The organism is Chitinophagales bacterium, from assembly GCA_017303835.1.
Classification (GTDB): domain Bacteria; phylum Bacteroidota; class Bacteroidia; order Chitinophagales; family Chitinophagaceae; genus JAFLBI01.
The window spans coordinates 253,764-275,468 of the sequence record JAFLBI010000001.1; the positions used below are offsets into that span (position 1 = coordinate 253,764).

Genomic DNA, 21,705 nt, shown 5'->3' on the forward strand with positions numbered 1-21,705 from the left:
GAACGCTTATTGATTCTTCATGCGCTGGCGCTTCCAGGTATCTGTTCTGCCAAACATGGAAATACCCACATAGCCGCGTACTTCTAAAGTGTTCTCATCCGTCATCTTGATTTCGCAGCTATAGTCATTACCGCTCTTGGGATCATAGATTTTGCCTTCTTCCCAAACACCTTTCTTGATGAATTTGAAGTCGCGCAGGTTCACCATACCCAGGATAGGGCGGGTGCGCAGTTTCTCCTCTTCATTTTTCTTATCCAGTTTTGGCTTACCAGTTTCTGGATCGTTGGGCTCAGCCAGCCACACAATCTTGCCAAAATATTTGTCCTCCTGCTTATATACTTGAACAATGGCTTTACCATCGCCAGTGCGCCAGTAACCAATCATAGCGTCCGGGTTATTGATCAGGGTAAATGCTGTGATCATCAGTAAAACCAGCATACTGCTGATGGAGAACAGGAATAGTTTTTTCATTTTGGGCATATCTAATCGCTTTGTTTCAAATTTCATGACTAAAACGCTAAGAAAAAGCCAATAGTATATTGCCAACGGCTATATCGGCCATAAAAAAGGCGCTTAAAAAAACCTTTTGGTTGTATTGTGGGATGCCGTAATATTGCAACACATGAAAATTCAGATTAATAAGCATTGGTGGTGGCATACAAACCTCGGTCGGGGATTGTAATGGCATTGCCAGTACTAGCAAAATATAGGCCCCGACGCTATCGTCGGGGCTTTTTTATTGTATTCGAACAAGGCAGAACATGAAAAAGATTCAGATTATTACAAGCGTAAAGAAAATGCTGGCCGATGTGTACACACCGGTAGGTATTTACCTGCGCCTGCGCGATAAATACCGTGATACCATCCTCTTGGAAAGTACAGATCACCATGCAGCGGAAAACAGCTATTCCTTTATTTGTATCAATGCAATTGCCGGCATTGAGTTGAGCAGCGCGCAAAAAATAGAGTATAAACTGCCTGCACAAAAACCGGAATCTATCCAACTGAAGCAGCCGCAAGACCTAACTGCTGCTTTAACGGAGTTTATGAGTCGCTTTGAAGCCATGCCGCCCACTGAAAAAGTGGCTGCCACAGCACAAGGTCTGTTTGGCTATACTGGTTTTGATACGATTGCCGGTTTTGATACGATCTCATTAAGAGAAAAGTCAGGTGTGCAGATTCCGCAATTGCGTTACCGTTTGTATCAATATGTGATTGCCATCAACCATTTCAAGGATGAGCTTTATTTGATGGAAAACCAAATCAAAGGATTGGAAGGTGATGTGGCTGCTGTGGAGTCATTGATTCGTAGTAAGGATGTGCCTGTGTATCCTTTTCAAACAAAAGATGGTGAAAGCAGTAATCTCACCGATGCGGAATACATCGCTATGGTGGAAGCCGGCATTCGTCATTGCCATAGAGGTGATGTATTTCAGATTGTGTTGAGCCGACGTTTTCAGCAGGGATTCATCGGTGACGAGTTTAATGTGTATCGAGCTTTGCGCAGCGTGAATCCTTCGCCATACCTCTTCTTCTTTGATTATGGTGATTATAAGTTGATGGGTTCATCGCCTGAATCGCAACTCATCATTCGTGATGGTAAAGCAACAGTGCATCCGATTGCAGGTACTTTCAAAAGAACAGGGGATGATGCGGTTGATCAGCAAGCAGCTGCACGCTTGTTAGAAGATGCTAAGGAAAATGCAGAGCATGTGATGTTGGTGGATTTAGCAAGAAATGATCTAAGCCATTTTTGTCAGGATGTAACCGTAACCCATTATAAGGAAGTACAATACTATAGCCATGTGATTCATTTGGTGAGCGAAGTGACTGGCGTGCTCAAACCTGATGCAAATGCATTTCAAGTGTTGGCAACAACATTTCCGGCAGGCACATTGAGTGGCGCGCCAAAGTTTCGAGCCATGCAATTGATTGATGAGCTGGAGCCAACCAAGAGAAGTTATTACGGTGGTGCATTGGGCTTTATGGGTTTTGATGGTACTTGCAACCATGCCATTTTGATTCGCACCTTCTTAAGTAAGGATAATACTTTGTTCTATCAAGCTGGTGCTGGTGTAGTGGCTGCTAGTAAGCCCCAGTCTGAATTACAAGAAGTGAACAACAAACTCAATGCCCTGAAAACAGCCATTCAGCTGGCAACAACTATTTAATATGCGTGTACTCGTTTTCGATAATTACGATTCATTTACCTATAACCTGGTACACATGGTGGAGCATATTTTGCAATCGCCGGTTGATGTGTACCGAAATGATGCCATTACATTAGAGGAGGTGGCGGCATACGATAAGATTATCTTATCACCCGGTCCCGGCATTCCGGAAGAGGCGGGTTTGTTATTGCCGCTGATTGAAAGATATGCTGCAACAAAATCCATACTGGGTGTTTGTTTGGGTCATCAGGCAATCGGACAAGCATTTGGAGGTAAACTCACCAACCTACGTACGGTATTTCATGGTGTAGCCACATCTGCAAAATTGATTAATCGACAAGCAAAGGATTTGTACGAAGGCTTGGATGATATGATTGAGATTGGCAGATACCATAGCTGGGTAGTGGATCAGCAGAATTTTCCTGAGTCACTGGAAATCACTGCCGTGGACGATCAAAACTATATCATGGGTTTACGACATAAGCAATATGATGTACAGGGTGTGCAGTTTCACCCGGAAAGTGTATTAACACCACAAGGTGCTACGATTATTCAGAACTGGTTAAAGCAAGTAAGATGAAAGCGATTTTACAATATTTATTTGAACACAAAACCCTGAGCAGAAATCAGGCTTATGAAGCATTGCTGGGTATTGGTAAGGGATTGTATAATGAACATGCAATCACTGCCTTCATGACGGTTTATCTCATGCGCAGTATCACGATTGAAGAATTGCAAGGCTTTCAGGATGCATTGTTAGAGCTGGCAATACCTGTGGATCTGCGTGGTGCGCAAACCATCGATATTGTTGGTACGGGTGGTGACGGGAAAGACACCTTCAATATTTCTACACTCGCTTGTTTTATTGTAGCAGGTGCGGGACAAAAAGTAGCCAAGCATGGTAACTATGGTGCTTCCAGTGTAAGTGGTGCGTCAAACGTGATGGAGCAGTTGGGCTATACTTTTAAGAATAATGTGGATGCATTGAATCGTGAATTGGATGCAGCCAATATTTGTTTCCTGCATGCGCCTTTGTTTCATCCTGCTTTGAAAGTTGTAGGCCCTATTCGTAAGAATCTGGGCATGCGTACATTCTTCAATATGCTCGGACCCATGGTGAATCCCGCCGCACCAGCTACACAGTTGGTGGGTGTGTTTAGCCTGGAAATGGCCAGAGTGTATAACTATTTGCTGCAGCAAACAGGTAAGGCTTTCACGATAATCCATAGTCTGGATGGATATGATGAAATTTCGCTCACCACAGATACCAAAGTGATTACCAATAATGGCGAACGCATCATGACACCTGAGCAATTGGGCAAACGCATGGTGATGCCGGAAGACCTGCACGGTGGTAAAACAGTGGAAGAAGCTGCTACAATTTTCAAAAAGATTATTAGTGGGCAGGGTAGCTTTGCGCAAAATGCGGTGGTTTTAGCCAATGCAGCCATGGCATTGTTTAGCACTGGTGTGTATGCCGACTATGATACGGCTTATGCAGCTGCCGTAGAAAGTTTGGATAGTGGTAAAGCAAAAAAAGTATTGGACACATTAATTGGCTTACAGTAAGATGAATATTCTTGAGAAGATAGTTGCACGCAAGAAAGAAGAAGTAGCTGTGAGAAAGCAGGTGACAAGTGCTGCGCAGTTGAAAGCCATGCCTGCTTTTCAACGTAGCTGTATTTCCCTGAAAGAGCGTTTGATGTCCGGTAAAACAAGCGGTATTATCGCAGAATATAAAAGACAGTCGCCCTCCAAAGGTGTAATCAACGCATCTGCGGATGTGGTAGAAGTAACGAGTGCTTATGCACAAGCTGCTGCAGGTATTTCTGTACTGACAGATGCGGATTTCTTTGGTGGCTCTGCTGTTGATCTGATGCGTGCACGTGTGCAGGAAGTGCCCATTCTACGCAAGGATTTCATGATTGATACTTATCAGCTTGATGAGGCCAAAGCCATGGGTGCAGATGTGATCTTGTTGATTGCAGCTTGTCTTTCAATTGATGAAGTGGCTACAATGGCTGCTTATGCAAAAGCTATTGGGTTAGAAGTGTTGTTGGAAATACATGATGCTACTGAGCTGAAACATATCTGCGCTGATGTGGATATGGTTGGGGTGAATAACCGTAACCTGAAAACATTTGAAGTGTCTTTGGAAACATCTTTAAACCTGATACAGGAATTACCGAAGGATAAACCTGCTGTTGCTGAAAGTGGTATCAGTAGTGTGGAGAATATCTTGTTATTGGAAAAAGCCGGGTTCAAAGGCTTTTTGGTTGGAGAGAATTTTATGAAAACCAGTGAGCCGGGAAAAGCTTTTCTGGAATTTGTGGAAGCATTAAGATTTGCACGATGAGGATAAAAGTCTGCGGTATGACGGCTGTTGAGCAATTGCACGAGCTGGGAGAACTTGGCGTGCAGTTTGCGGGCATGATTTTTTATCCAAAATCACCACGCTATGTGCACAAACATGGTTTGAAAGCTGCAGATGTACGTAAAGAAAAACTCAAAGTGTTTAAAGTAGGCGTATTCGTGAATGCTGGTTATGAAGAAGTGATGCAGACAGTCTATGAGTACGGATTGGATATGGTACAATTGCATGGAGATGAAACACCTTTTCAGTGCGATAAATTGTCGAGCAATATTCAGGTGATTAAGGCTTTTCGTTTCGGAGATAATGATGATGTGCAGTGGCGTATTCGTGATTTCTATGATACGGATATGTTTTTGTTTGATACAGGTGTGAAGAGTAGTAGTGTTGATCCTTCAATCAAGGATATTTATGGTGGTACGGGCAGAAAGTTTAATTGGGAGCGCTTAAAAGGATTGAATATTGGTAAACCTTTTTTCCTGAGTGGTGGGATAGAACCAACTGATGGTGCCAGTATTCAACGGTTTATGCAAGACCCTGTAGCAAAGGATTTATTTGCAGTAGATATCAATAGCCGGTTTGAAGTAATGCCGGGCATTAAAAATATGTCGCTCATAGCACAGTTCATTAGCGAGCTGAACGGTGCAGTGAGTGACACAACCAAAGGAGATTAAAGTGATGCAGATGACAAACACAACATACACCCATCCCGATGTGCATGGCTATTATGGTCAATTTGGTGGTGCGTATATTCCTGAGATGTTACACCGCAATGTGGAAGAGTTGCGCACGCGCTATTTGGAGATTATGGAAGAGCCTGCTTTTCAACAGGAGTTTCATGATTTGTTGCGCGATTATGTGGGCAGACCAACACCATTGTTTTATGCAGCAAGACTGAGTGCGCAATACAAGACCAATATTTGGCTAAAGCGTGAAGATCTTTGTCATACCGGTGCGCATAAGATCAATAATACGATCGGGCAAATTTTATTGGCGCAACGCTTGGGCAAAAAGCGCATCATTGCAGAAACAGGCGCCGGGCAGCATGGTGTAGCAACAGCTACAGTCTGTGCTTTAAAAGGGTTGGAGTGCATTGTGTATATGGGAGAGAAAGATATTGAGCGACAAGCACCGAATGTGGCACGTATGCGTATGCTGGGAGCAAAAGTAGTTCCGGCTAGAAGCGGTAGCAAGACTTTGAAAGATGCGACGAATGAAGCCATCCGCGATTGGATCAATCATCCGGAGAATACGCATTATATCATTGGCAGTGTGGTTGGTCCGCATCCTTATCCGGATATGGTGGCACGTTTTCAAAGTGTGATTAGTGCAGAGATGAAGGATCAGTTGAAAGAGAAAACAGGCAATGCTTTGCCTTCACATGTGATTGCTTGTGTGGGTGGTGGCAGCAATGCAGCTGGTGCTTTCTATCATTTTCTGGATGAGCCTACTGTGCAATTGGTGGCCGTAGAAGCAGCAGGACATGGTGTGAACAGTGGTATGAGTGCTGCAACCACTGCATTAGGCACGCCGGGTATTTTACATGGTAGTAAGAGTTTGTTGATGCAGACTGCGGACGGACAAGTAGTAGAACCGCACAGTATTTCCGCAGGTTTGGATTATCCTGGTATTGGTCCCTTGCATGCCAACTTATTTACGAGTGGAAGAGGTGTGTTTTTAAGTGTAACAGACGAGGATGCGTTGAAAGCCGCTTTGCACCTGAGTAAGACAGAAGGCATTATTCCTGCATTAGAAACTGCACATGCTTTTGCTGCTTTAGATCAAATGAACTTAACTGAGCATGATCAGGTAATCATTTGTTTGAGTGGCAGAGGTGATAAGGATCTGGCTACATATATGCGTGAATTGAATTTGGATCAGGCTTAAACAAGAAACATGAGCAGGTTAGCACAACTATTTGAGAGAAAAAATAATCGGGTTCTAAATGTTTACTGTACTGCAGGCTTTCCTCAGTTGAACAGCACTTTGGAAGTGATGCAGCTACTAGAACAAAATGGTGCAGATATCATTGAACTGGGGATGCCTTATAGTGATCCACTGGCAGATGGCGAAGTAATTCAGCAAAGCAGTAGTGTAGCTATTGCCAATGGTATGACCATTCAAGTTTTGTTTGAGCAATTGGCAACGATGCGCCAGTCGGTGAAGATTCCGGTGATCTTAATGGGTTACATGAACCCCGTATTGCAATATGGTTTTGAACGTTTTTGTAAGGATGCTGCTGCTGTGGGTGTAGATGGATTGATTTTACCCGACTTGCCCGAGCATGAATTTGAAACGCAGTATGGTGCTGTTATTAAGCAATATGGGTTGGACTTTATATTTCTGGTTACGCCTGAAACAAGTGAAGCGCGTGTACGCAAGTTGGATACACTTAGCAGTGGGTTCTTGTATGCTGTATCTTCTTCTTCTACAACAGGAAGCAATCAGCAGATGAATGATGTAGGTGCTTATTTGAAAAGACTGCAGGGCTATGGATTGCGTAACCCGGTGTTGGTAGGTTTTGGTATCAAGGACAAAGCTAGTTTTGATGCTGCTTGTGCGCAGTCGAATGGCGCCATCATTGGTACAGCATTTATTCGGGCTTTGCATGAAGCGTCAGATAATATCCCTTCTGCTGTAGAAAGATTTTTGCAAAAAGTTTTACAGTAAGTAATTAAACTGATTGTGATGAAAGTGGTGATTATACAATACAACGCAGGAAATATTCGGTCGGTGCTGTATGCATTATCGCGCATTGGCGTTGAAGCAACAGTAACAGATGATGCAACTACAATTCGTGCAGCAGATAAAGTGATTTTTCCGGGGGTGGGTGAAGCTAGTTCTGCCATGCAATATTTGAAGGCTAGAGGTATGGATGCATTGATTCGTTCTTTGCAGCAGCCGGTGCTGGGTATATGTCTGGGCATGCAATTAATGTGTGCGCACAGTGAAGAAAATGATACAGCATGTCTGGGTATTTTTGAAGAAACCGTGCGCAAGTTTCAGCCGGGTGATACAGGTTTGAAAGTGCCGCAGATTGGCTGGAATGGAGTTCGCGCATTGCGTTCGCCATTATTCAATGGAATAGCGGAAGGTGCGTATTACTATTTTGTTCATGGCTATTATGCGGCATTGGGTGAGCATACTATTGCTACAGCCGATTATGTGCAAGCATATAGTGCAGCATTGCACAAGGATAATTTTTATGGTGTGCAATTTCATCCAGAGAAGAGTGCAGAAGTAGGCGAGCGTTTGTTGAAAAATTTTATTGAGTTATAAAAGAAATACATGGCAAGCAGTCAGGATAATATGCAGCGACAGTCTTTCACCATCATTCCAGCTATTGATATTATAGAGGGAAAATGTGTGCGTTTGACTGAAGGTGATTATGCGCAAAAGAAAATCTACAATGAAGACCCTCTGGAAGTGGCATTGCAATTTCAGGATGCGGGCCTGCAGCGCTTACACCTGGTTGATTTGGATGGCGCTAAAGCAGGTGCTGTGCAGAACTGGAAAGTATTGGAGAAGCTTGCGGGTAAAACCAATTTGGTGATTGATTTCGGCGGCGGTATCAAGCAAGAGCAAGATGTACGCATTGTATTTGATTCTGGTGCTGCATTGGCAACAATCGGTAGTTTGGCAGTGAAGTCGCCTGAAACCTTCGCCGCTTGGCTACAGCAATTTGGTGCTGATAAGTTCTTACTTGGTGCCGATGTAAAGCAAGAGAAGATTGCTGTATCGGGCTGGTTGGAAACCACCGATATATGGATTTATGATTTTATTCAGGACTATCTACAGAAAGGCGTACAACAAATCTTCTGTACAGATGTGAGTAAGGATGGGAAATTAGAGGGTCCGGCTACTGATTTGTATCGTTCTTTAAAAGAGAAGTTTCCTGAACTGCACTTGATTGCCAGTGGCGGCGTAGCTGTACTGGATGATGTATTTGTTTTGCAAGAAGCAGGTTGTGCTGGGGTGATTATTGGCAAGGCGATTTATGAGCAACGTATTTTATTAAAAGACTTACAACAATTCAATTGATGCAAGCAGTATCTGGTTTGACGAAGAGAATTATTCCGTGCTTGGATATCAAAGATGGCAGAACTGTAAAGGGTACCAATTTCGTGAATCTACGCGATGCCGGTGATCCTGTAGAGCTGGGTGCATTGTACGCCCAACAGGGTGCAGATGAATTGGTCTTTTTAGATATTACAGCCACTGTTGAGAAAAGAAAGACATTGAGTGAGCTGGTGAATAAGATTGCCCACCACATCAATATCCCCTTTACAGTCGGGGGTGGTATCAGCAGTGTGGAAGATGTGCAGGTGCTATTACAAAACGGTGCAGATAAAATTTCCGTGAATACAGCAGCTTTTAAGCGACCCAACTTGATTCATGAATTGGCTAGTGCGTTTGGCAGCCAGTGTGTGGTTTTGGCGATTGATACTAGACTCGAAGACGATGGACAATGGTATGTATACCTGAATGGCGGCAGAACCAAGACCGATACGCTTTGTGTTGATTGGGCCAAGCAGGCTGTGGACTTGGGTGCAGGGGAAATATTACTCACTTCCATGAATCATGATGGTACCAAACAGGGTTTTGCATTAGAAATCACCCGAACTTTGAGTGAGTTGTTGCCAGTGCCGGTAATTGCCAGCGGGGGTGGTGGTGCCATGGAACATTTTACCGATGTATTCACCACAGGAAAAGCAGATGCGGCATTGGCAGCCAGTATTTTTCATTTCAAGGAAATCGGTATTCCGGAATTGAAACAGTATTTGAGACAGGAAGGTATTTCTGTACGATTATAAACAATGATTATGCATGTTGATTTCTCGAAGTATGCAGACGGACTGGTACCAGCTATTGTGCAGGATATTCAGACACAGAAAGTTTTGATGCTGGGCTTTATGAATCAGGAAGCGCTTGATGTAACGCAACGCACTGGTAAAGTCACTTTTTATAGCAGAAGTAAGCAACGTTTATGGACAAAAGGTGAAGAGAGTGGCAATTTTCTGCAATTGAAATCAATGGCAGTGGATTGCGATAAAGATACCCTGTTGATAAAAGCACATCCCCTTGGTCCGGTTTGTCATACTGGAGCGGACACTTGTTGGAATGAAAGAAATCATTCAGAAGATTTTCTGTTTTACCTCCAGGATATTATTAACCTGCGTAGAAAAGCATCACCTGATGAATCTTATGTGGCCAGGCTTTCTGCCAAGGGTATCAATAAAGTGGCACAAAAAGTTGGGGAAGAAGCAGTTGAATTGGTGATAGAAGCCAAAGACGATAATACAGAGCTTTTCTTAGGCGAGGCCGCCGATTTATTGTTCCATTATTTGCTTTTGCTTAACGCGAAAGGGCATACTTTGCAGGAAGTAATCGAAGTACTAAGAAATCGTCATTCAAAATAACCATGAGAATTATCCTTGTTGTTGCAGCACTCTTGCCATTCAGTCTGATGGCTCAGCAAAACCAATTGAAAGCAACCCTGAAAAACATTCCAGAAGGTGCGGCAGTTTTATTGTCTGATGCAGAGGGAAAGGAACTGTCTAGTGCTAAATTGGTGAAGGGTGTATTCAATGCTAATTTCAACCTCAGCTCGCCTACATTGGTTCAGCTGGAGCTGAAGCAGCAGAAAAAAGTATTAGATATGTTTTTGGCGCCTGGCGATCAGGTGACGATTGCTGCCGACGCCACCAAGTGGAATGCTGCTACTGTTAAGGGTTCTACAGCAAATGATGATTATACTTTGTATAAGCAAAGATTCACTCCGCTGAAAGATACACTGGGCAAGCTTTCTGCCAGATTGCAAAAAGAGCAAGATATGGGTAAGCGACAGTTACTCATTGGCGAGTATGAAAAAGCTATTGGTAAAGTATTGATCACAGCTACAAATTTTGTGAAAGAGAAACCCGCTTCACCAGTGAGCCCATTTGTATTATATGCTATCAACAAATTATTTGACTCACCACTAGAATTAGAAACAGCATACAATGAATTAAAGCCTGCCGCAAAAACCGGTTTCTTCGCGCAGATATTAGAAGAAACGATTGCTGATGCCAAGATTGGTGCTATCGGTTTGCCGGCTTTGGATTTTACGCAGAATGATACGGCCAATAATCCTGTTTCGCTTAGTTCGCTTCGTGGCAAATATGTACTGGTCGATTTTTGGGCTAGCTGGTGCAGACCTTGTCGAGATGAAAACCCAAATGTAGTAGCTACATATCAGCAGTTCAAGGATAAGAACTTTACTGTATTGGGTGTGTCACTGGATCAAAGCCGTGATCGTTGGTTAAAAGCTATCAAAGATGATAACCTCACTTGGACACATGTAAGCGACCTGCAATATTGGAACAATGCAGTTGCCAAGCAATATAAGGTAGAGAGTATTCCGCAGAACTTTCTGGTAGATCCAAAGGGCATCATTATTGCCAAAAACCTTCGTGGACCAGATTTGATGAAAACGCTGCAGCAGCTTTTAAAATAAGCTACTGTATTTGGCTTCGTCAAATCCTACTGCCAATACCTGACCATCTTTCTCCAATACTGGTCGCTTAATTAGGCTGGTATGCTCCTGCATCAGTTGTATGGCCTTCTTTGTATTGCTTGCTGAAGCTTGTTGCGTTGCATCCAATCCTCGCCAGGTAGTACTTTTCTTATTGAGTACAATCTCTATACCCATCGCATCAATCCAGCGCTGAATGCTTTTGCCTTCAATCCCAGATTGCTTGAAATCGTGAAATTGATAACTGATCTTATGCTGATCCAGCCATGTTCTGGCTTTTTTCACCGTATCGCAATTAGGTATACCGTATAAAATGACCATGCGGGATTATTTGGCGGCAAAAATAGCCGTCCATTCGTCAAAAAAAATAAGCAGAGCCGTTATTGCGGGTTAATTTTATAACCAGTGATGAGATACTGTTTAGCATTTCTACTTGTATTGACCCTTATTCAATCAACAGCGCAGTCGGATAATGCCGAGCAGCGTAAAGCATTGGGTATTGTAACAGGTGTTTTGGTAGATGGCCAAAACAGCAAACCGGTGGCTTTTGCCACCCTGGCACTCATCAATCGTACTGATAGCCTCAAAAAGTATCAACAGGTTTCTGATAAGAATGGCAGTTTCGAATTTCTGAAGTTGGAAATGGGTTATTATAAACTCCGCATACAGGCTTTGGGTTTCGCTACTTTGGAGATGGATAGTATTTACTTGCGTGCAGAGCGCTATGATTTTAACCTTGGCGATATCAAGCTCAATACAGCCTCTAACCAATTGATGGATGTAGTAGTCTATTCCGAAAAACCACTAATTGAGAACAAGGATGGAAAGATTACTTACAATGTTGGTGAGAGTGCTTTGAACAGCAGTGCATCCACAGCAGAGATTTTGAAGAATATGCCATTGATCAATAATGACCCTAATGGTAAAATCTTATTGAAGGGAAAAGAACCAAAGATTCTGATTGATGATAAGCCTACTGAATTAACAGCTCAGCAATTGCAAGATTTACTAGAAAGCATGCCGGGTAGTAGTATCGAGAAAGTGGAGATTATGACCAATCCGCCACCACAGTATGCAACAGAAACTGGAGGTGTTATAAATATTGTTACCAAGAAAGGTAAGATTGGTTGGATTGGTAGAGTGAACTTAACAGCCGGCACACGCGGCGAAGCAAATCTAGGCGTAAATCTCAGCTATCGCAATCAAAAGATATCTTTTACGAATACGGTGAATGTTGGTGCCAGTCGGTTCATGGGTAGTAGCTATTCAAGAAGAGAAAATATTTACAAGGATTCTACCAATCGTTTTCACACCGATGGCAGTTTCAACAATCAGAATATCCGTCCCAACTGGCGGACGCAATTGGAGTATGAAATCAGTAAGCGGCAAAACCTGAGTTTCACCTATAACGGTAACCTGAATTTTTTTGATAACAATAGCCGCACACAGTTTACCAATATTAACCGCTTTGGTGAAACTTGGAAAGTGAGTAATCGGGAAAACAGCAGTAATGGTTTGGGTTATGGTCATGGCTTAAATTTGACTTATACCTTACGCGGGAAAAAGGCAGGAGAAGTGTTGCGCATTATGGCATTAGCCAATGCAGGGAAAAATGAGAATGATCGGGACTTTTTTCAGGAATTTTTAAATGGAAATCTCCTCCCAACCGGAATAGATTCCACCCAGTCCCAGTTCTTCAATAATATCAGTAATAGTTGGTCGGCCCGCGTTAACTATGATCGTCCGTTTCAAAAGCAAGGCAATAGTTTTTCAACGGGACTCACTTATACGAGGAGTAATTTCCACAATACTTTAAACACCAATTTTCTCCGGAAGGTGGATGGTGCAATGGTGCCGAATGATGCGTTGAGTAATGATTTCTGGTTTCATCAGCAAGTGTTTACCGTTAGAGCTGGATTGAATTTCAAGCTGCCCAAGGAATGGCGTATCAATTTTGGTGCACAAGCTGAATTAACGGATATGTATTTTGATATCCTGAAAGGTAACGCCACCAATACTGCCAATAAATACTGGAATGTGCTGCCTAATGCGACTATTCGAAAAGAGTTTAGTAAAAGCATGAATACGGCGCTGGTGTATCGTGCTACGATTCGTCGCCCGGGTATTGGCGAACTCAATCCCAATATTGATTACAGTGATCCATACAATATTCGCTTTGGCAATCCTTATCTGCAACCTTCATTAGCAGATAATATCGATTGGAATTTTAGTTTGATCAAGGGTAAGTATTATATCAATACTTCATTGGGTTATAACCGCATTAAGAATGTGTTCAATACCATACGTAACCTGATTGGTGGCGGCGTTACTACCATCACTTGGTTGAATATTGCAGACAGGCAGGAGTATGAAGCCAGTGCCTGGGGTGGTTATACATTCAGCAAGCAATTCAGGATGAATATGAGTGTAGGCTATACATTCAATCAATATGATGAGGCTGAGAAAAAACTCTATCGCTACAGAGATGGTGGTACTTTCTATACAACCTTGAATTATAATTATACACCCAGTAGTTTGCTCACATTTGAAGGCAATGCCCGCTTCAGCAGTTTCGCTGATCCACAGGGTAGAAGCCGAAGCAATCTTTCTACCAACTTAGGTGTGCAACATAAGTTTATGGATCGCAGATTGATTGTAAGTCTGAACCTGATTGATCCGTTCACACCACAGCGTTTCCTCACTTATACATACGGTGCAAATTTCAATATTGAAAGCTTCAGCTCTACTAATACCAGAAATATCAGGCTCTCTATTGCCTATCAGTTAAACCGCATGGTACAAAAAAGCAGCTTGAATGACAAGCAGAAGAAAGCGATTCTGGATAAAATCAAAAAGTGATTAAGCAATACTAGGCAGTTTGCTGTTCAACCAACTATTCTTTACTGGTGTAATCCAGGTATTCAGAAAAGCAGCTTTGGTGCTCACTAAATTGTTGAAGTATAACGTGTCTGGTGTGATAAACCCATTGCTGACGCCATAGTTCAACTGGCTCATTGGCAATAACTGCACTTTGTCTTTGATATAAAAAGCCAGCGTCTGGCGATCGAACATGTTCACACCAAATTCCTGTTCAATGGCTTTAATCAAATGCACAGAACTATCTGTACTGCAGCCACCCACTGTTGCAGCAGTTTCATCTGCCATGAGTACCACAAATTGGCCTAAGAAAAGATTGCCATATCCTTTAACAGCATGACCATGGCTTTTCCAGTTCTGGATAAAATCTTCCAGCATCCCTTCAATCTTGAGTGCTTCACTGATACCGAATGGACGTGATGATTGATAAATCCAAACGCGTGAGTTGGGGTTGAAATCCTCCGGAACCAAGTGCTGATAATTGGGTACATTCATGAAGCAAATGTACAAAATGGATCAGCAGGTAGTATCCAAAGGGAGTAAACTCGTTGCCATCATTTACTGGGGATTGGCTTTACTGATTTCACCCATAGCAATTGGGGGTCTACTGAGTTTTCCAAGTCAAGCTGCTATGCTGGGTTTGGTATTTCTGTTGATTTTCTGCTTCTTTCTATGGGCTGGATACCGGCAATGGCAATTGGCAAAGCAGGTTTTGCAGGAAGCTGCGCAGGCAGCCGTAGCGGTAAATCAGGCAGGCAGTTTGCAAAATCAACAGCACCGGGAGGGTCTGCCAATAGTTTGGGAATATACAGCTGCAGATTGGCAAGCATTTGCTCGTTGGGAGCAAAAAGAACGTAAGACCAATACCTTAATTGAGGCGTTTGTGTTAGCGGTTCTCGGAATGCTCATGATCATTTTATCCCGGGGTGCTAACTGGGTCGTTGCGTTAGTGATCAGTACAATCATCGCAACGGTCTATTATCTGTTAAAAGTTTGGCTCACGCTTAGGGGGATAAGGCAGCCAGATCAGGAAAAAAGCTATCGTGTGAAGATTACTGCCGATGGCGTTTTTGTGAATGGGCGTTATCATGCAATCCAGAATCAGCAACGTTGGCGTGGTAAACTAATATTAAATGAAGCTGTTCAACCTGCCGTGTTGGAGTTCACTTTTCATTGGAATACAAGAAGGGGAGAGACCTTCGATGAAGTGCGCATACCGGTACCTGAAGGTGCTATAGTGCAGGCAAGAGCTTTGGTGAAAAGCTGGCCTGGTAATCAGCTTGCATCATCTTGATGGCGATAAGCAAAAATTAAAGCGCCAAGACATGCTGCAGCCAGTTTGAGGGTAATATTTTTTATGCTGATGATTAAAGACCAGTCTAACTGTTGTTTCACCAGATCAATTAGTACATCACCTATCAGCAAAGCGGGAAAGGCAATGCCGGCAAAGCCGAAGAATTTTTTCCAGTGAATGCGTTGCATATTATTCCATATTCATGGCGATCATTTCAGCGATATCTAATACCTGAACTGCTTCTTCTTTTTCATTCAGCTTCACACCGTCTGTCATCATGGTATTGCAGAAAGGACAAGCTGAAGCTATAAAACCAGCACCGGTCTGTAAAGCTTCTTCCGTTCTTTCCAGGTTGATGCGCTTATCGCCGGGTTCATCTTCTTTGAACATTTGTGCACCACCAGCACCACAACAAAGGCCTTTGGTTCTGCAGCGCTTCATTTCCACGAGCTCAGCATCCAGTGCTTCCAGTACTTTTCTGGGTGCTTCGTAAATATCATTGGCACGACCGAGATAGCAAGAGTCATGATAGGTAATGCGTTTGCCTTTAAAGCTACCACCTTCCTTCATACGAATCTTACCTTCATCAATCAGCTGCTGTAACAAAGTGGTATGGTGAATCACTTCATAATGGCCACCGAGTTCAGGATATTCATTTTTCAATGTATTGAAGCAGTGCGGACAGGTAGTGACTATTTTCTTGATGCCATAGCCGTTCAATACCTGAATGTTTTGATAGGCCATCATTTGAAAGAGAAACTCATTGCCAGCTCTGCGCGCAGGATCACCGGTACAAGCTTCTTCTTTGCCAAGTATTGCCCACTTAATACCGGTTTTGTCTAAAATAGTGGCAAAGGCCTTGGTGATTTTTTGTGCACGCTGATCAAAACTGCCGGCGCATCCTACCCAGAAAAGTATTTCCGGTGTTTCACCGTTCATCATCAGCTCGGCCATGGTATTCACTTTCATATCTTCAAAATTGAGTAGGTAATGATTATGCGTTTGCCCATTGATCACGCTCATCAGGAGAAAACTTCCAAGGAGCGAAATTGTTTTCTGTATTACTGAACATGCCGTTCCATTCGTGCGGTGCATTGCTTTCTTCCATGATTAGGGATCTGCGCAGTTCGGTAATGATGTCTAAAGGAGAAATACTTACCGGGCATTCCTGTACACAGGCATTACAAGTAGTGCAAGCACGCAGTTCTTCTACGCTGATATAATCATGCAGCAATGATTTGCCATCATCTTGAAAGCTGCCATGTTGGTTGATATGCTTACCCACTTCTTCCAAACGATCACGGGTAGCCATCATGATTTTTCTAGGGCTTAATAATTTGCCAGTGCTGTTGGCGGGACAAGCAGCTGTGCAACGGCCACACTCAGTACAGCTATACGCATCCAGTAAATTTTTCCAACTAAGGTCCATTACATCTTTCGCACCAAAGCGGGCAGGAGGTGCTGCATCGGCTGGCGCTAACTCAGGCTGCATTGCATACAATACTTCGTTCTGTACAGAAGGCATGTTGCGCATCTTGCCCGGTGCATCCAGTCTGGCATAATAGGCATTGGGAAATGCCAATAAGATATGCAGGTGCTTAGAATAAGGCAGGTAATTCAAGAAAGCAAATATGCCCACAATGTGCAACCACCAGCAAGCTCTTTCGATAGCAATCAATGTGCTGTCGCCAAGCGATTGAAGCGAAGGAGCTAGTAAACCAGAAAAGAAGAAATTGCCGGTATCATGGTAATGTGCATTGCCGTTTAATTGCAAAGCACGATCGGCTGCATTCATCGTGATGAATAAACTCATCAAAATAATCTCAGTGATCAAAATATAGTTAGCATCACTACGTGGCCATCCGTTCAGGTCCTTACTAATAAAGCGTTTGAGTTTGATGATATTTCTTCTGCTCAGAAAAATGACGCAGACAAGAATCACGCCTACAGCCAGCCACTCAAAAGCGTTGATTAGGAAAGTATAGAAACTGCCCAAGGGCTCAGCAAACAAGCGATGATTACCAAGAATACCATCTAGTACAATTTCCAGCACCTCTATATTAATGATGACAAAGCCAGCATAGATCACAAAATGCAGAATGGCTACAAGCGGATTCTGGAACATCTTTTTTTGTCCCAACGCCAACAATACCACATTGCGCCAGCGTACTGCGGGTTGATCGTTTAAATCTTCCGCTTTGCCCAGCAGAATATTCCGCCTGATTTCACTGGCTTTCTTGTAAAACAGCCAGGAAGCAGCCCCGGCTAAGAGTACGAACAGCACTTGCTGAATGATTTGCATATCGTTATGCTTGAGGTCGCTAAGATAGCGGATTTGCTTTGTCGATTCTTGCTTTGTGATTACCTTGTACATCCAATCTGGATAAAGCATGAACAGGAAGTATATTTTGGATCAGGTTACTGCAGCCCATAAGCTGCAGCGCATGGCATTGGAAGTGGCAGAACAGTTGAGTGGAGAAGCCGCCCCCTTGGTAATTATTGGGGTCAAGGGTACCGGAATGGTGATCGCAGAAAAGATCGCTCAGTTGGTGCGGCAATACCTAACCAATCCCGTTCAGGTGATGACCGTTAGTCTTGATAAACAATTACCCAGAGAAGTAGAATTGAGTGAATCTATTGATCTAACCGGCCGGCATATTCTGTTGGTAGATGATGTAACCAATAGTGGAAGAACCCTTTTGTATGCCCTCAAACCTTTGTTACAATATCATCCCAGAACAATCCATACCCTTGTTTTGGTAGAGCGCATGCACAAGCAGTTCCCGGTTAACGCAGACTTTGTTGGGCTTTCTATTGCCACAACACAGGAAGATCATATTCAGGTTGATGTGGCAGATGGGGAAGTAATATCAGCGTATCTGCTTTAAAAATACAGCCAGTGCATTTTTAGGCCATTACGAGATAGTTGCAAAGCAGGTGCGGGCATTTTAAAAGCATTAAGTACGAAAAGACCAGCTTTTACCCATTTCTTTTTGGTTTTAATACGGGTGAAATCAATATCAGGTGATAGATACCATTGTCTGTATCTAACAATGTCATTTCTGTTGTAAGGAATTCCGTTTTTATCTACCCATTGATTGGTTGATGCACCAAACATACCCTCTGCACCATAGCCTACAGCGATATTGAGCCAGGGCGGCAGGTTTGATTTTGGTAGAAAGGATTTCAGGTTTGCACTTAACCAATAAGTTTGCGCATTATAATCTTTCAGCATTCTGTTTGCCAGGCCTTTGCCATACAAATCATCCGCACGTGCGTTCAGAATAGGATCGCCATAATTATTTCGGTGAAAGGAGAACTTTAGCTGAATTTTTTGTTGGTCCCATGCGAGTTCCTGCGCAACAAGCAAACCACTCCCTGCAATATTCGCAGCAAAATCGCCCCAGCTCCAGCCCCATTCCGTTGAAAAGCCATCCAGTATTTCAATAGCTGTTTGATAGATGGCGCCGCTCATGCCGCCAATCCAGATGCGTTGTTTTCTTGGTAAACCCGCCCAGCGCCACATTTCCATACTTACTTTACTTTCTATATAGGCGCTGTACATATGTCCCACTTTATCAACCTGTAGCCATTCTTTATTATCATTGAATGTATGAAACTTGCCTTGGGGATAGTTCTTGTACCATGCGTTGTATAATAGTACCATGGTTCCCCCGTAGCCAATGATATTGCCGGCAGTAACCAGTTGCACGCGCTTTTTGTTGATGGACTTAGAAGGCAGAAGACTGGAGTCGTACTGGGATAAAGCGGATATCCTCAGGAATAAAAAGACTGAAAAAAACACGAGCTTCTGAAAGCGCATACTGCAAACATACGATGCAGGATGCATAGCTGATTTTCCTGATGTACGGATATCTAAAAAGGTTAACTTGCGATACACAATAACCAATCCTAAAATCAATAACTATGGATGCTGCCATCTTAGGTCGCGTACAAGTCTGGCTGAACGGCAACTACGACGCTGAAACCAAAGCCACAATAGCACAATTAGAAAAAGAAAATCCCGACGAACTGGCTGATGCCTTTTATAGAAACCTTGAATTCGGAACCGGTGGTCTCCGTGGCGTCATGGGTGTGGGTACCAATCGTATGAATAAGTATACTGTTGGTATGGCTACACAAGGTTTCGCCAACTATTTGAAGAAGACATACGGTGATGCTCCTGTAAAAGTGGCCATTGGGCACGACAGTCGCAACAACAGCCGCTTCTTCGCCGAGACTACAGCGAATGTGTTTGCAGCCAATGGCTGTGAAGTATATCTATTCGAAGCTTTGCGCCCAACACCCGAACTCAGTTTTGCAATTCGGCATTTAGGTTGTCAGGCTGGTGTGGTTTGTACTGCATCGCACAACCCTAAAGAGTACAATGGCTATAAAGCTTATTGGAATGATGGCGGACAGTTGGTGCCTCCGCATGATAAGAACGTGATCAAGGAAGTAGAAGCCATTACTTCAGTAGATGAAGTGAAATGGTCTGGCGGCGAAAGTCGTATCCAGCTGATGGGTAAGGAAATGGATGCCGCATACATTGATATGGTGAAAAGTCTGAGTGTATACCCGGATGTGATTGCCAAGCAACACGACTTGAAAATTGTATACACCCCCATTCACGGTACAGGTATTACTTTGGTACCTGATGTATTAAAAGCTTTTGGTTTCACCAATGTAACTATCGTTGATGAGCAGGCTACACCCGATGGTAATTTCCCAACAGTTGTGTATCCTAACCCTGAAGAAAGTGAAGCCATGCATATCGGCTTGCAAAAAGCCAAAGCGTTGGATGCAGATATTTTGTTGGGTACAGATCCAGATAGCGACCGTGTAGGCATAGGTGTGAAAAACCATAAGGGCGAGTGGGTACTTATGAATGGTAACCAAACAGCAGTATTAGCTTTTGCATACATGATGGAAGCGCGTCGTGCAAAAGGTATTGCACAGCCTAATGATATGGTGGTTAGCACGATTGTTACAACTGAAATGATTAATGATGTGGCCAAAGCCAATAACGTGGCTTGTTACAATGTTTTGACCGGGTTTAAATGGATTGCTGAACTCGTAAAAGCGAAAGAAGGCAAAGAAAACTATATCGTTGGTGGCGAAGAAAGTTTTGGTTTGATGATTGGCGATAAGACACGCGATAAGGATGCCATCAGTGCAGTTGCCCTGCTTTGCGAAATGGCTGCTTATGAGAAGAATCAGGGCAGAACGCTCTTTGATAAGATGATTGATCTCTATACCCAATATGGTTTCTACTATGAGAACCTGATCAGCATTACCAAGAAGGGCATGAACGGACAAAAAGAGATTGCAGCGATGATGGAAGGCTATCGTACCAACCCGCCAGCAACCATCAATGGTGCGCAAGTAGTACAATTGCTCGATTATCAATTGCAGCAGGGTAAGAATTTGGTTACTGGCGAATCTTGGTCTATTGATCTACCAAAGAGTAATGTACTGCAGTTCATTACTGCCGATGGCAGTAAGATTTCTGCAAGACCAAGCGGTACTGAACCCAAGATCAAGTTCTATTTCAGTGTAAAGACTGATTTGGCCAATCGCGCAGATTTTGATACGAAGCTAGCTGAGCTGGAAAACAAGATCAGCGGTATCGTTAAAGATATGCAGTTGAAATAGTGTAGTAATTACTGATAATGAAATGCCGCCTTGTGCGGCATTTTTTGTGCATAGTTACCCAATTGCCTGAATTCTTGTTCACAAGCGACAATGTTCAGGAGCGTTCTAGTGCAGGAATATTACATTTGTTCGGCATGAGGAAATTTGAAGACACATATCAGCATAAAGGTTTGCGTAAGAAGTTGGTAGAACTGCTGCGCGAAAAGGGCATTACAGATGAATCTGTACTTGCAGCAATCGGCAATATACCAAGGCATTATTTTCTGGATTCTGCATTTGATAAAATTGCATACGAAGACAGAGCATTTCCAATCGGAGAGGGGCAAACCATATCTCAACCTTATACAGTTGCGTATCAGTCACAATTATTGCAAATCAAAAAAGGCGATAAGGTATTAGAGATCGGAACAGGAAGTTTTTATCAGGCTGCTGTACTGGCCGAGATGGGTGCGTGGGTGCATACCATTGAGCGACAAAAAAAATTATACGAAAAACTCAAGGGCTTTCACCTGCGTAATAAATATCCTAACGTCAAATTTTTTTATGGAGATGGCTTTGAAGGGTTGCCAACCTATGCGCCTTTTGATAAAGTCATCATCACAGCTGCTGCACCATTCATTCCACCCAAACTGGTAGAACAAATGAAAGTTGGCGCGCTGATGGTAATACCCGTTGACGAAGGAGAAGCGCAGCGTATGTTGCGTTTAACCAAACTACCGGATGGTACATTAAAAGAAGAGAGCTTTGAGCAATTCTCATTTGTGCCAATGCTTACCGGAAAGAATCAATAAATAAAAAATCCCGCAGGTGCGGGATTTTTTTA

24 protein-coding genes are annotated in these 21,705 nt (G+C 43.1%); 17 read left to right on the forward strand and 7 right to left on the reverse strand.

Annotated features, from left to right (window positions below; all coding sequences use genetic code 11):
- Window positions 1-6 precede the first annotated feature (6 nt).
- Window positions 7-471: a DUF2147 domain-containing protein gene (locus J0L83_01170; protein ID MBN8663157.1), complete on the reverse strand. Its 465-nt coding sequence runs from the start codon at window positions 469-471 to the stop codon at window positions 7-9.
- A 290-nt stretch (window positions 472-761) separates the two neighbouring features.
- On the opposite strand from J0L83_01170, the gene J0L83_01175 reads away from it, so the two are divergent.
- The 12 genes from J0L83_01175 to J0L83_01230 all read left to right on the forward strand — a co-directional run bounded on the left by J0L83_01175 (window position 762) and on the right by J0L83_01230 (window position 11,038).
- Window positions 762-2,171 (forward strand): anthranilate synthase component I family protein, encoded by a 1,410-nt coding sequence (locus tag J0L83_01175; GenBank protein MBN8663158.1) that lies wholly within the window; start codon window positions 762-764, stop codon window positions 2,169-2,171.
- A gap of 1 nt (window position 2,172) precedes the next feature.
- Entirely contained in the window at window positions 2,173-2,751 is a 579-nt protein-coding gene (locus tag J0L83_01180) for an aminodeoxychorismate/anthranilate synthase component II (GenBank protein ID MBN8663159.1), read from the forward strand.
- Window positions 2,748-3,740, forward strand: coding sequence for an anthranilate phosphoribosyltransferase (gene trpD / locus J0L83_01185; GenBank protein ID MBN8663160.1), 993 nt, complete (start codon window positions 2,748-2,750; stop codon window positions 3,738-3,740). Before J0L83_01180 ends, trpD begins: the two co-directional genes overlap by 4 nt.
- Window position 3,741: 1 nt before the next feature.
- Window positions 3,742-4,527 (forward strand): indole-3-glycerol phosphate synthase TrpC, encoded by a 786-nt coding sequence (gene trpC / locus J0L83_01190; GenBank protein ID MBN8663161.1) that lies wholly within the window; start codon window positions 3,742-3,744, stop codon window positions 4,525-4,527.
- Entirely contained in the window at window positions 4,524-5,216 is a 693-nt protein-coding gene (locus J0L83_01195) for a phosphoribosylanthranilate isomerase (GenBank protein MBN8663162.1), read from the forward strand. Before trpC ends, J0L83_01195 begins: the two co-directional genes overlap by 4 nt.
- 10 nt (window positions 5,217-5,226) lie before the next feature.
- Window positions 5,227-6,429 carry a tryptophan synthase subunit beta gene (gene trpB, locus J0L83_01200; GenBank protein ID MBN8663163.1) on the forward strand — a complete coding sequence of 401 codons (1,203 nt, stop codon included), beginning with the start codon at window positions 5,227-5,229 and terminating at the stop codon, window positions 6,427-6,429.
- A 9-nt stretch (window positions 6,430-6,438) separates the two neighbouring features.
- Entirely contained in the window at window positions 6,439-7,212 is a 774-nt protein-coding gene (locus J0L83_01205) for a tryptophan synthase subunit alpha (GenBank protein ID MBN8663164.1), read from the forward strand.
- A gap of 18 nt (window positions 7,213-7,230) precedes the next feature.
- Window positions 7,231-7,821, forward strand: coding sequence for an imidazole glycerol phosphate synthase subunit HisH (gene hisH, locus J0L83_01210; protein MBN8663165.1), 591 nt, complete (start codon window positions 7,231-7,233; stop codon window positions 7,819-7,821).
- Window positions 7,822-7,830: 9 nt separating this feature from the next.
- Window positions 7,831-8,583, forward strand: a complete 753-nt coding sequence (gene hisA / locus J0L83_01215; GenBank protein ID MBN8663166.1) for a 1-(5-phosphoribosyl)-5-[(5-phosphoribosylamino)methylideneamino]imidazole-4-carboxamide isomerase — start codon at window positions 7,831-7,833, stop codon at window positions 8,581-8,583.
- A complete protein-coding gene (gene hisF, locus J0L83_01220) occupies window positions 8,583-9,356 on the forward strand; it encodes an imidazole glycerol phosphate synthase subunit HisF (protein ID MBN8663167.1) in 774 nt (257 codons plus the stop codon). The genes hisA and hisF overlap by 1 nt, the downstream gene beginning before the upstream one ends.
- 9 nt (window positions 9,357-9,365) lie before the next feature.
- Window positions 9,366-9,962 (forward strand): bifunctional phosphoribosyl-AMP cyclohydrolase/phosphoribosyl-ATP diphosphatase HisIE, encoded by a 597-nt coding sequence (locus J0L83_01225; protein ID MBN8663168.1) that lies wholly within the window; start codon window positions 9,366-9,368, stop codon window positions 9,960-9,962.
- A gap of 239 nt (window positions 9,963-10,201) precedes the next feature.
- Complete coding sequence (locus tag J0L83_01230; GenBank protein MBN8663169.1) at window positions 10,202-11,038, forward strand: TlpA family protein disulfide reductase; 837 nt, start codon at window positions 10,202-10,204, stop codon at window positions 11,036-11,038.
- Here the strand turns inward: J0L83_01230 and J0L83_01235 are convergent.
- Window positions 11,030-11,377, reverse strand: a complete 348-nt coding sequence (locus J0L83_01235; GenBank protein ID MBN8663170.1) for an ArsC family reductase — start codon at window positions 11,375-11,377, stop codon at window positions 11,030-11,032. The genes J0L83_01230 and J0L83_01235 overlap by 9 nt on opposite strands.
- Before the next feature lie 87 nt (window positions 11,378-11,464).
- Here J0L83_01235 and J0L83_01240 point away from each other — a divergent pair, with 87 nt between their 5' ends.
- Entirely contained in the window at window positions 11,465-13,915 is a 2,451-nt protein-coding gene (locus J0L83_01240; GenBank protein ID MBN8663171.1) for an outer membrane beta-barrel protein, read from the forward strand.
- Here the strand turns inward: J0L83_01240 and J0L83_01245 are convergent, their stop codons facing one another.
- A complete protein-coding gene (locus J0L83_01245) occupies window positions 13,916-14,428 on the reverse strand; it encodes a hypothetical protein (protein MBN8663172.1) in 513 nt (170 codons plus the stop codon).
- Between J0L83_01245 and J0L83_01250 the strand changes: the two genes are divergently transcribed.
- Window positions 14,427-15,227, forward strand: a complete 801-nt coding sequence (locus J0L83_01250; GenBank protein ID MBN8663173.1) for a hypothetical protein — start codon at window positions 14,427-14,429, stop codon at window positions 15,225-15,227. The genes J0L83_01245 and J0L83_01250 overlap by 2 nt on opposite strands.
- Here the strand turns inward: J0L83_01250 and J0L83_01255 are convergent.
- Genes J0L83_01255 through J0L83_01265 form a run of 3 tightly spaced genes read right to left on the reverse strand, consistent with a single transcriptional unit; the run spans window position 15,209 to window position 17,529 of the window.
- Window positions 15,209-15,415, reverse strand: coding sequence for a hypothetical protein (locus tag J0L83_01255; protein MBN8663174.1), 207 nt, complete (start codon window positions 15,413-15,415; stop codon window positions 15,209-15,211). The genes J0L83_01250 and J0L83_01255 overlap by 19 nt on opposite strands.
- Before the next feature lies 1 nt (window position 15,416).
- Entirely contained in the window at window positions 15,417-16,196 is a 780-nt protein-coding gene (locus tag J0L83_01260) for a (Fe-S)-binding protein (protein MBN8663175.1), read from the reverse strand.
- 25 nt (window positions 16,197-16,221) lie between these two features.
- Window positions 16,222-17,529 carry a (Fe-S)-binding protein gene (locus tag J0L83_01265; protein ID MBN8663176.1) on the reverse strand — a complete coding sequence of 436 codons (1,308 nt, stop codon included), beginning with the start codon at window positions 17,527-17,529 and terminating at the stop codon, window positions 16,222-16,224.
- A gap of 88 nt (window positions 17,530-17,617) precedes the next feature.
- On the opposite strand from J0L83_01265, the gene J0L83_01270 reads away from it, so the two are divergent.
- The gene (locus J0L83_01270; protein MBN8663177.1) at window positions 17,618-18,115 is read left to right on the forward strand and encodes a phosphoribosyltransferase; all 498 of its coding nucleotides are present in this window, start codon (window positions 17,618-17,620) and stop codon (window positions 18,113-18,115) included.
- Here the strand turns inward: J0L83_01270 and J0L83_01275 are convergent.
- Window positions 18,112-19,050, reverse strand: coding sequence for a DUF2279 domain-containing protein (locus J0L83_01275; protein ID MBN8663178.1), 939 nt, complete (start codon window positions 19,048-19,050; stop codon window positions 18,112-18,114). The two genes, J0L83_01270 and J0L83_01275, sit on opposite strands and share 4 nt — an antisense overlap.
- A gap of 104 nt (window positions 19,051-19,154) precedes the next feature.
- Here J0L83_01275 and J0L83_01280 point away from each other — a divergent pair, with 104 nt between their 5' ends.
- Complete coding sequence (locus tag J0L83_01280) at window positions 19,155-20,882, forward strand: phospho-sugar mutase (GenBank protein MBN8663179.1); 1,728 nt, start codon at window positions 19,155-19,157, stop codon at window positions 20,880-20,882.
- Window positions 20,883-21,016: 134 nt separating this feature from the next.
- Window positions 21,017-21,673: a protein-L-isoaspartate(D-aspartate) O-methyltransferase gene (locus J0L83_01285; protein MBN8663180.1), complete on the forward strand. Its 657-nt coding sequence runs from the start codon at window positions 21,017-21,019 to the stop codon at window positions 21,671-21,673.
- Window positions 21,674-21,705: the final 32 nt, after the last annotated feature.

Bases quoted from the DNA above. Each gene is read 5' to 3' on its own strand.
- J0L83_01180 (MBN8663159.1), top strand. From the start codon at position 2,173: ATGCGTGTACTCGTTTTCGATAATTACGATTCATTTACCTATAACCTG.
- J0L83_01225 (MBN8663168.1), top strand. From the start codon at position 9,366: ATGCATGTTGATTTCTCGAAGTATGCAGACGGACTGGTACCAGCTATT.
- J0L83_01240 (MBN8663171.1), top strand. From the start codon at position 11,465: ATGAGATACTGTTTAGCATTTCTACTTGTATTGACCCTTATTCAATCA.
- J0L83_01170 (MBN8663157.1), bottom strand. From the start codon at position 471: ATGAAAAAACTATTCCTGTTCTCCATCAGCAGTATGCTGGTTTTACTG.
- J0L83_01250 (MBN8663173.1), top strand. From the start codon at position 14,427: ATGAAGCAAATGTACAAAATGGATCAGCAGGTAGTATCCAAAGGGAGT.
- hisF (MBN8663167.1), top strand. From the start codon at position 8,583: ATGCAAGCAGTATCTGGTTTGACGAAGAGAATTATTCCGTGCTTGGAT.
- trpC (MBN8663161.1), top strand. From the start codon at position 3,742: ATGAATATTCTTGAGAAGATAGTTGCACGCAAGAAAGAAGAAGTAGCT.
- J0L83_01285 (MBN8663180.1), top strand. From the start codon at position 21,017: ATGAGGAAATTTGAAGACACATATCAGCATAAAGGTTTGCGTAAGAAG.
- trpB (MBN8663163.1), top strand. From the start codon at position 5,227: ATGACAAACACAACATACACCCATCCCGATGTGCATGGCTATTATGGT.
- J0L83_01255 (MBN8663174.1), bottom strand. From the start codon at position 15,415: ATGCAACGCATTCACTGGAAAAAATTCTTCGGCTTTGCCGGCATTGCC.
- J0L83_01280 (MBN8663179.1), top strand. From the start codon at position 19,155: ATGGATGCTGCCATCTTAGGTCGCGTACAAGTCTGGCTGAACGGCAAC.
- J0L83_01235 (MBN8663170.1), bottom strand. From the start codon at position 11,377: ATGGTCATTTTATACGGTATACCTAATTGCGATACGGTGAAAAAAGCC.
- J0L83_01260 (MBN8663175.1), bottom strand. From the start codon at position 16,196: ATGAAAGTGAATACCATGGCCGAGCTGATGATGAACGGTGAAACACCG.
- J0L83_01275 (MBN8663178.1), bottom strand. From the start codon at position 19,050: ATGCGCTTTCAGAAGCTCGTGTTTTTTTCAGTCTTTTTATTCCTGAGG.
- J0L83_01230 (MBN8663169.1), top strand. From the start codon at position 10,202: ATGTTTTTGGCGCCTGGCGATCAGGTGACGATTGCTGCCGACGCCACC.
- trpD (MBN8663160.1), top strand. From the start codon at position 2,748: ATGAAAGCGATTTTACAATATTTATTTGAACACAAAACCCTGAGCAGA.
- J0L83_01245 (MBN8663172.1), bottom strand. From the start codon at position 14,428: ATGAATGTACCCAATTATCAGCACTTGGTTCCGGAGGATTTCAACCCC.
- J0L83_01270 (MBN8663177.1), top strand. From the start codon at position 17,618: ATGAACAGGAAGTATATTTTGGATCAGGTTACTGCAGCCCATAAGCTG.
- J0L83_01205 (MBN8663164.1), top strand. From the start codon at position 6,439: ATGAGCAGGTTAGCACAACTATTTGAGAGAAAAAATAATCGGGTTCTA.
- hisH (MBN8663165.1), top strand. From the start codon at position 7,231: ATGAAAGTGGTGATTATACAATACAACGCAGGAAATATTCGGTCGGTG.
- J0L83_01195 (MBN8663162.1), top strand. From the start codon at position 4,524: ATGAGGATAAAAGTCTGCGGTATGACGGCTGTTGAGCAATTGCACGAG.
- hisA (MBN8663166.1), top strand. From the start codon at position 7,831: ATGGCAAGCAGTCAGGATAATATGCAGCGACAGTCTTTCACCATCATT.
- J0L83_01265 (MBN8663176.1), bottom strand. From the start codon at position 17,529: ATGCAAATCATTCAGCAAGTGCTGTTCGTACTCTTAGCCGGGGCTGCT.
- J0L83_01175 (MBN8663158.1), top strand. From the start codon at position 762: ATGAAAAAGATTCAGATTATTACAAGCGTAAAGAAAATGCTGGCCGAT.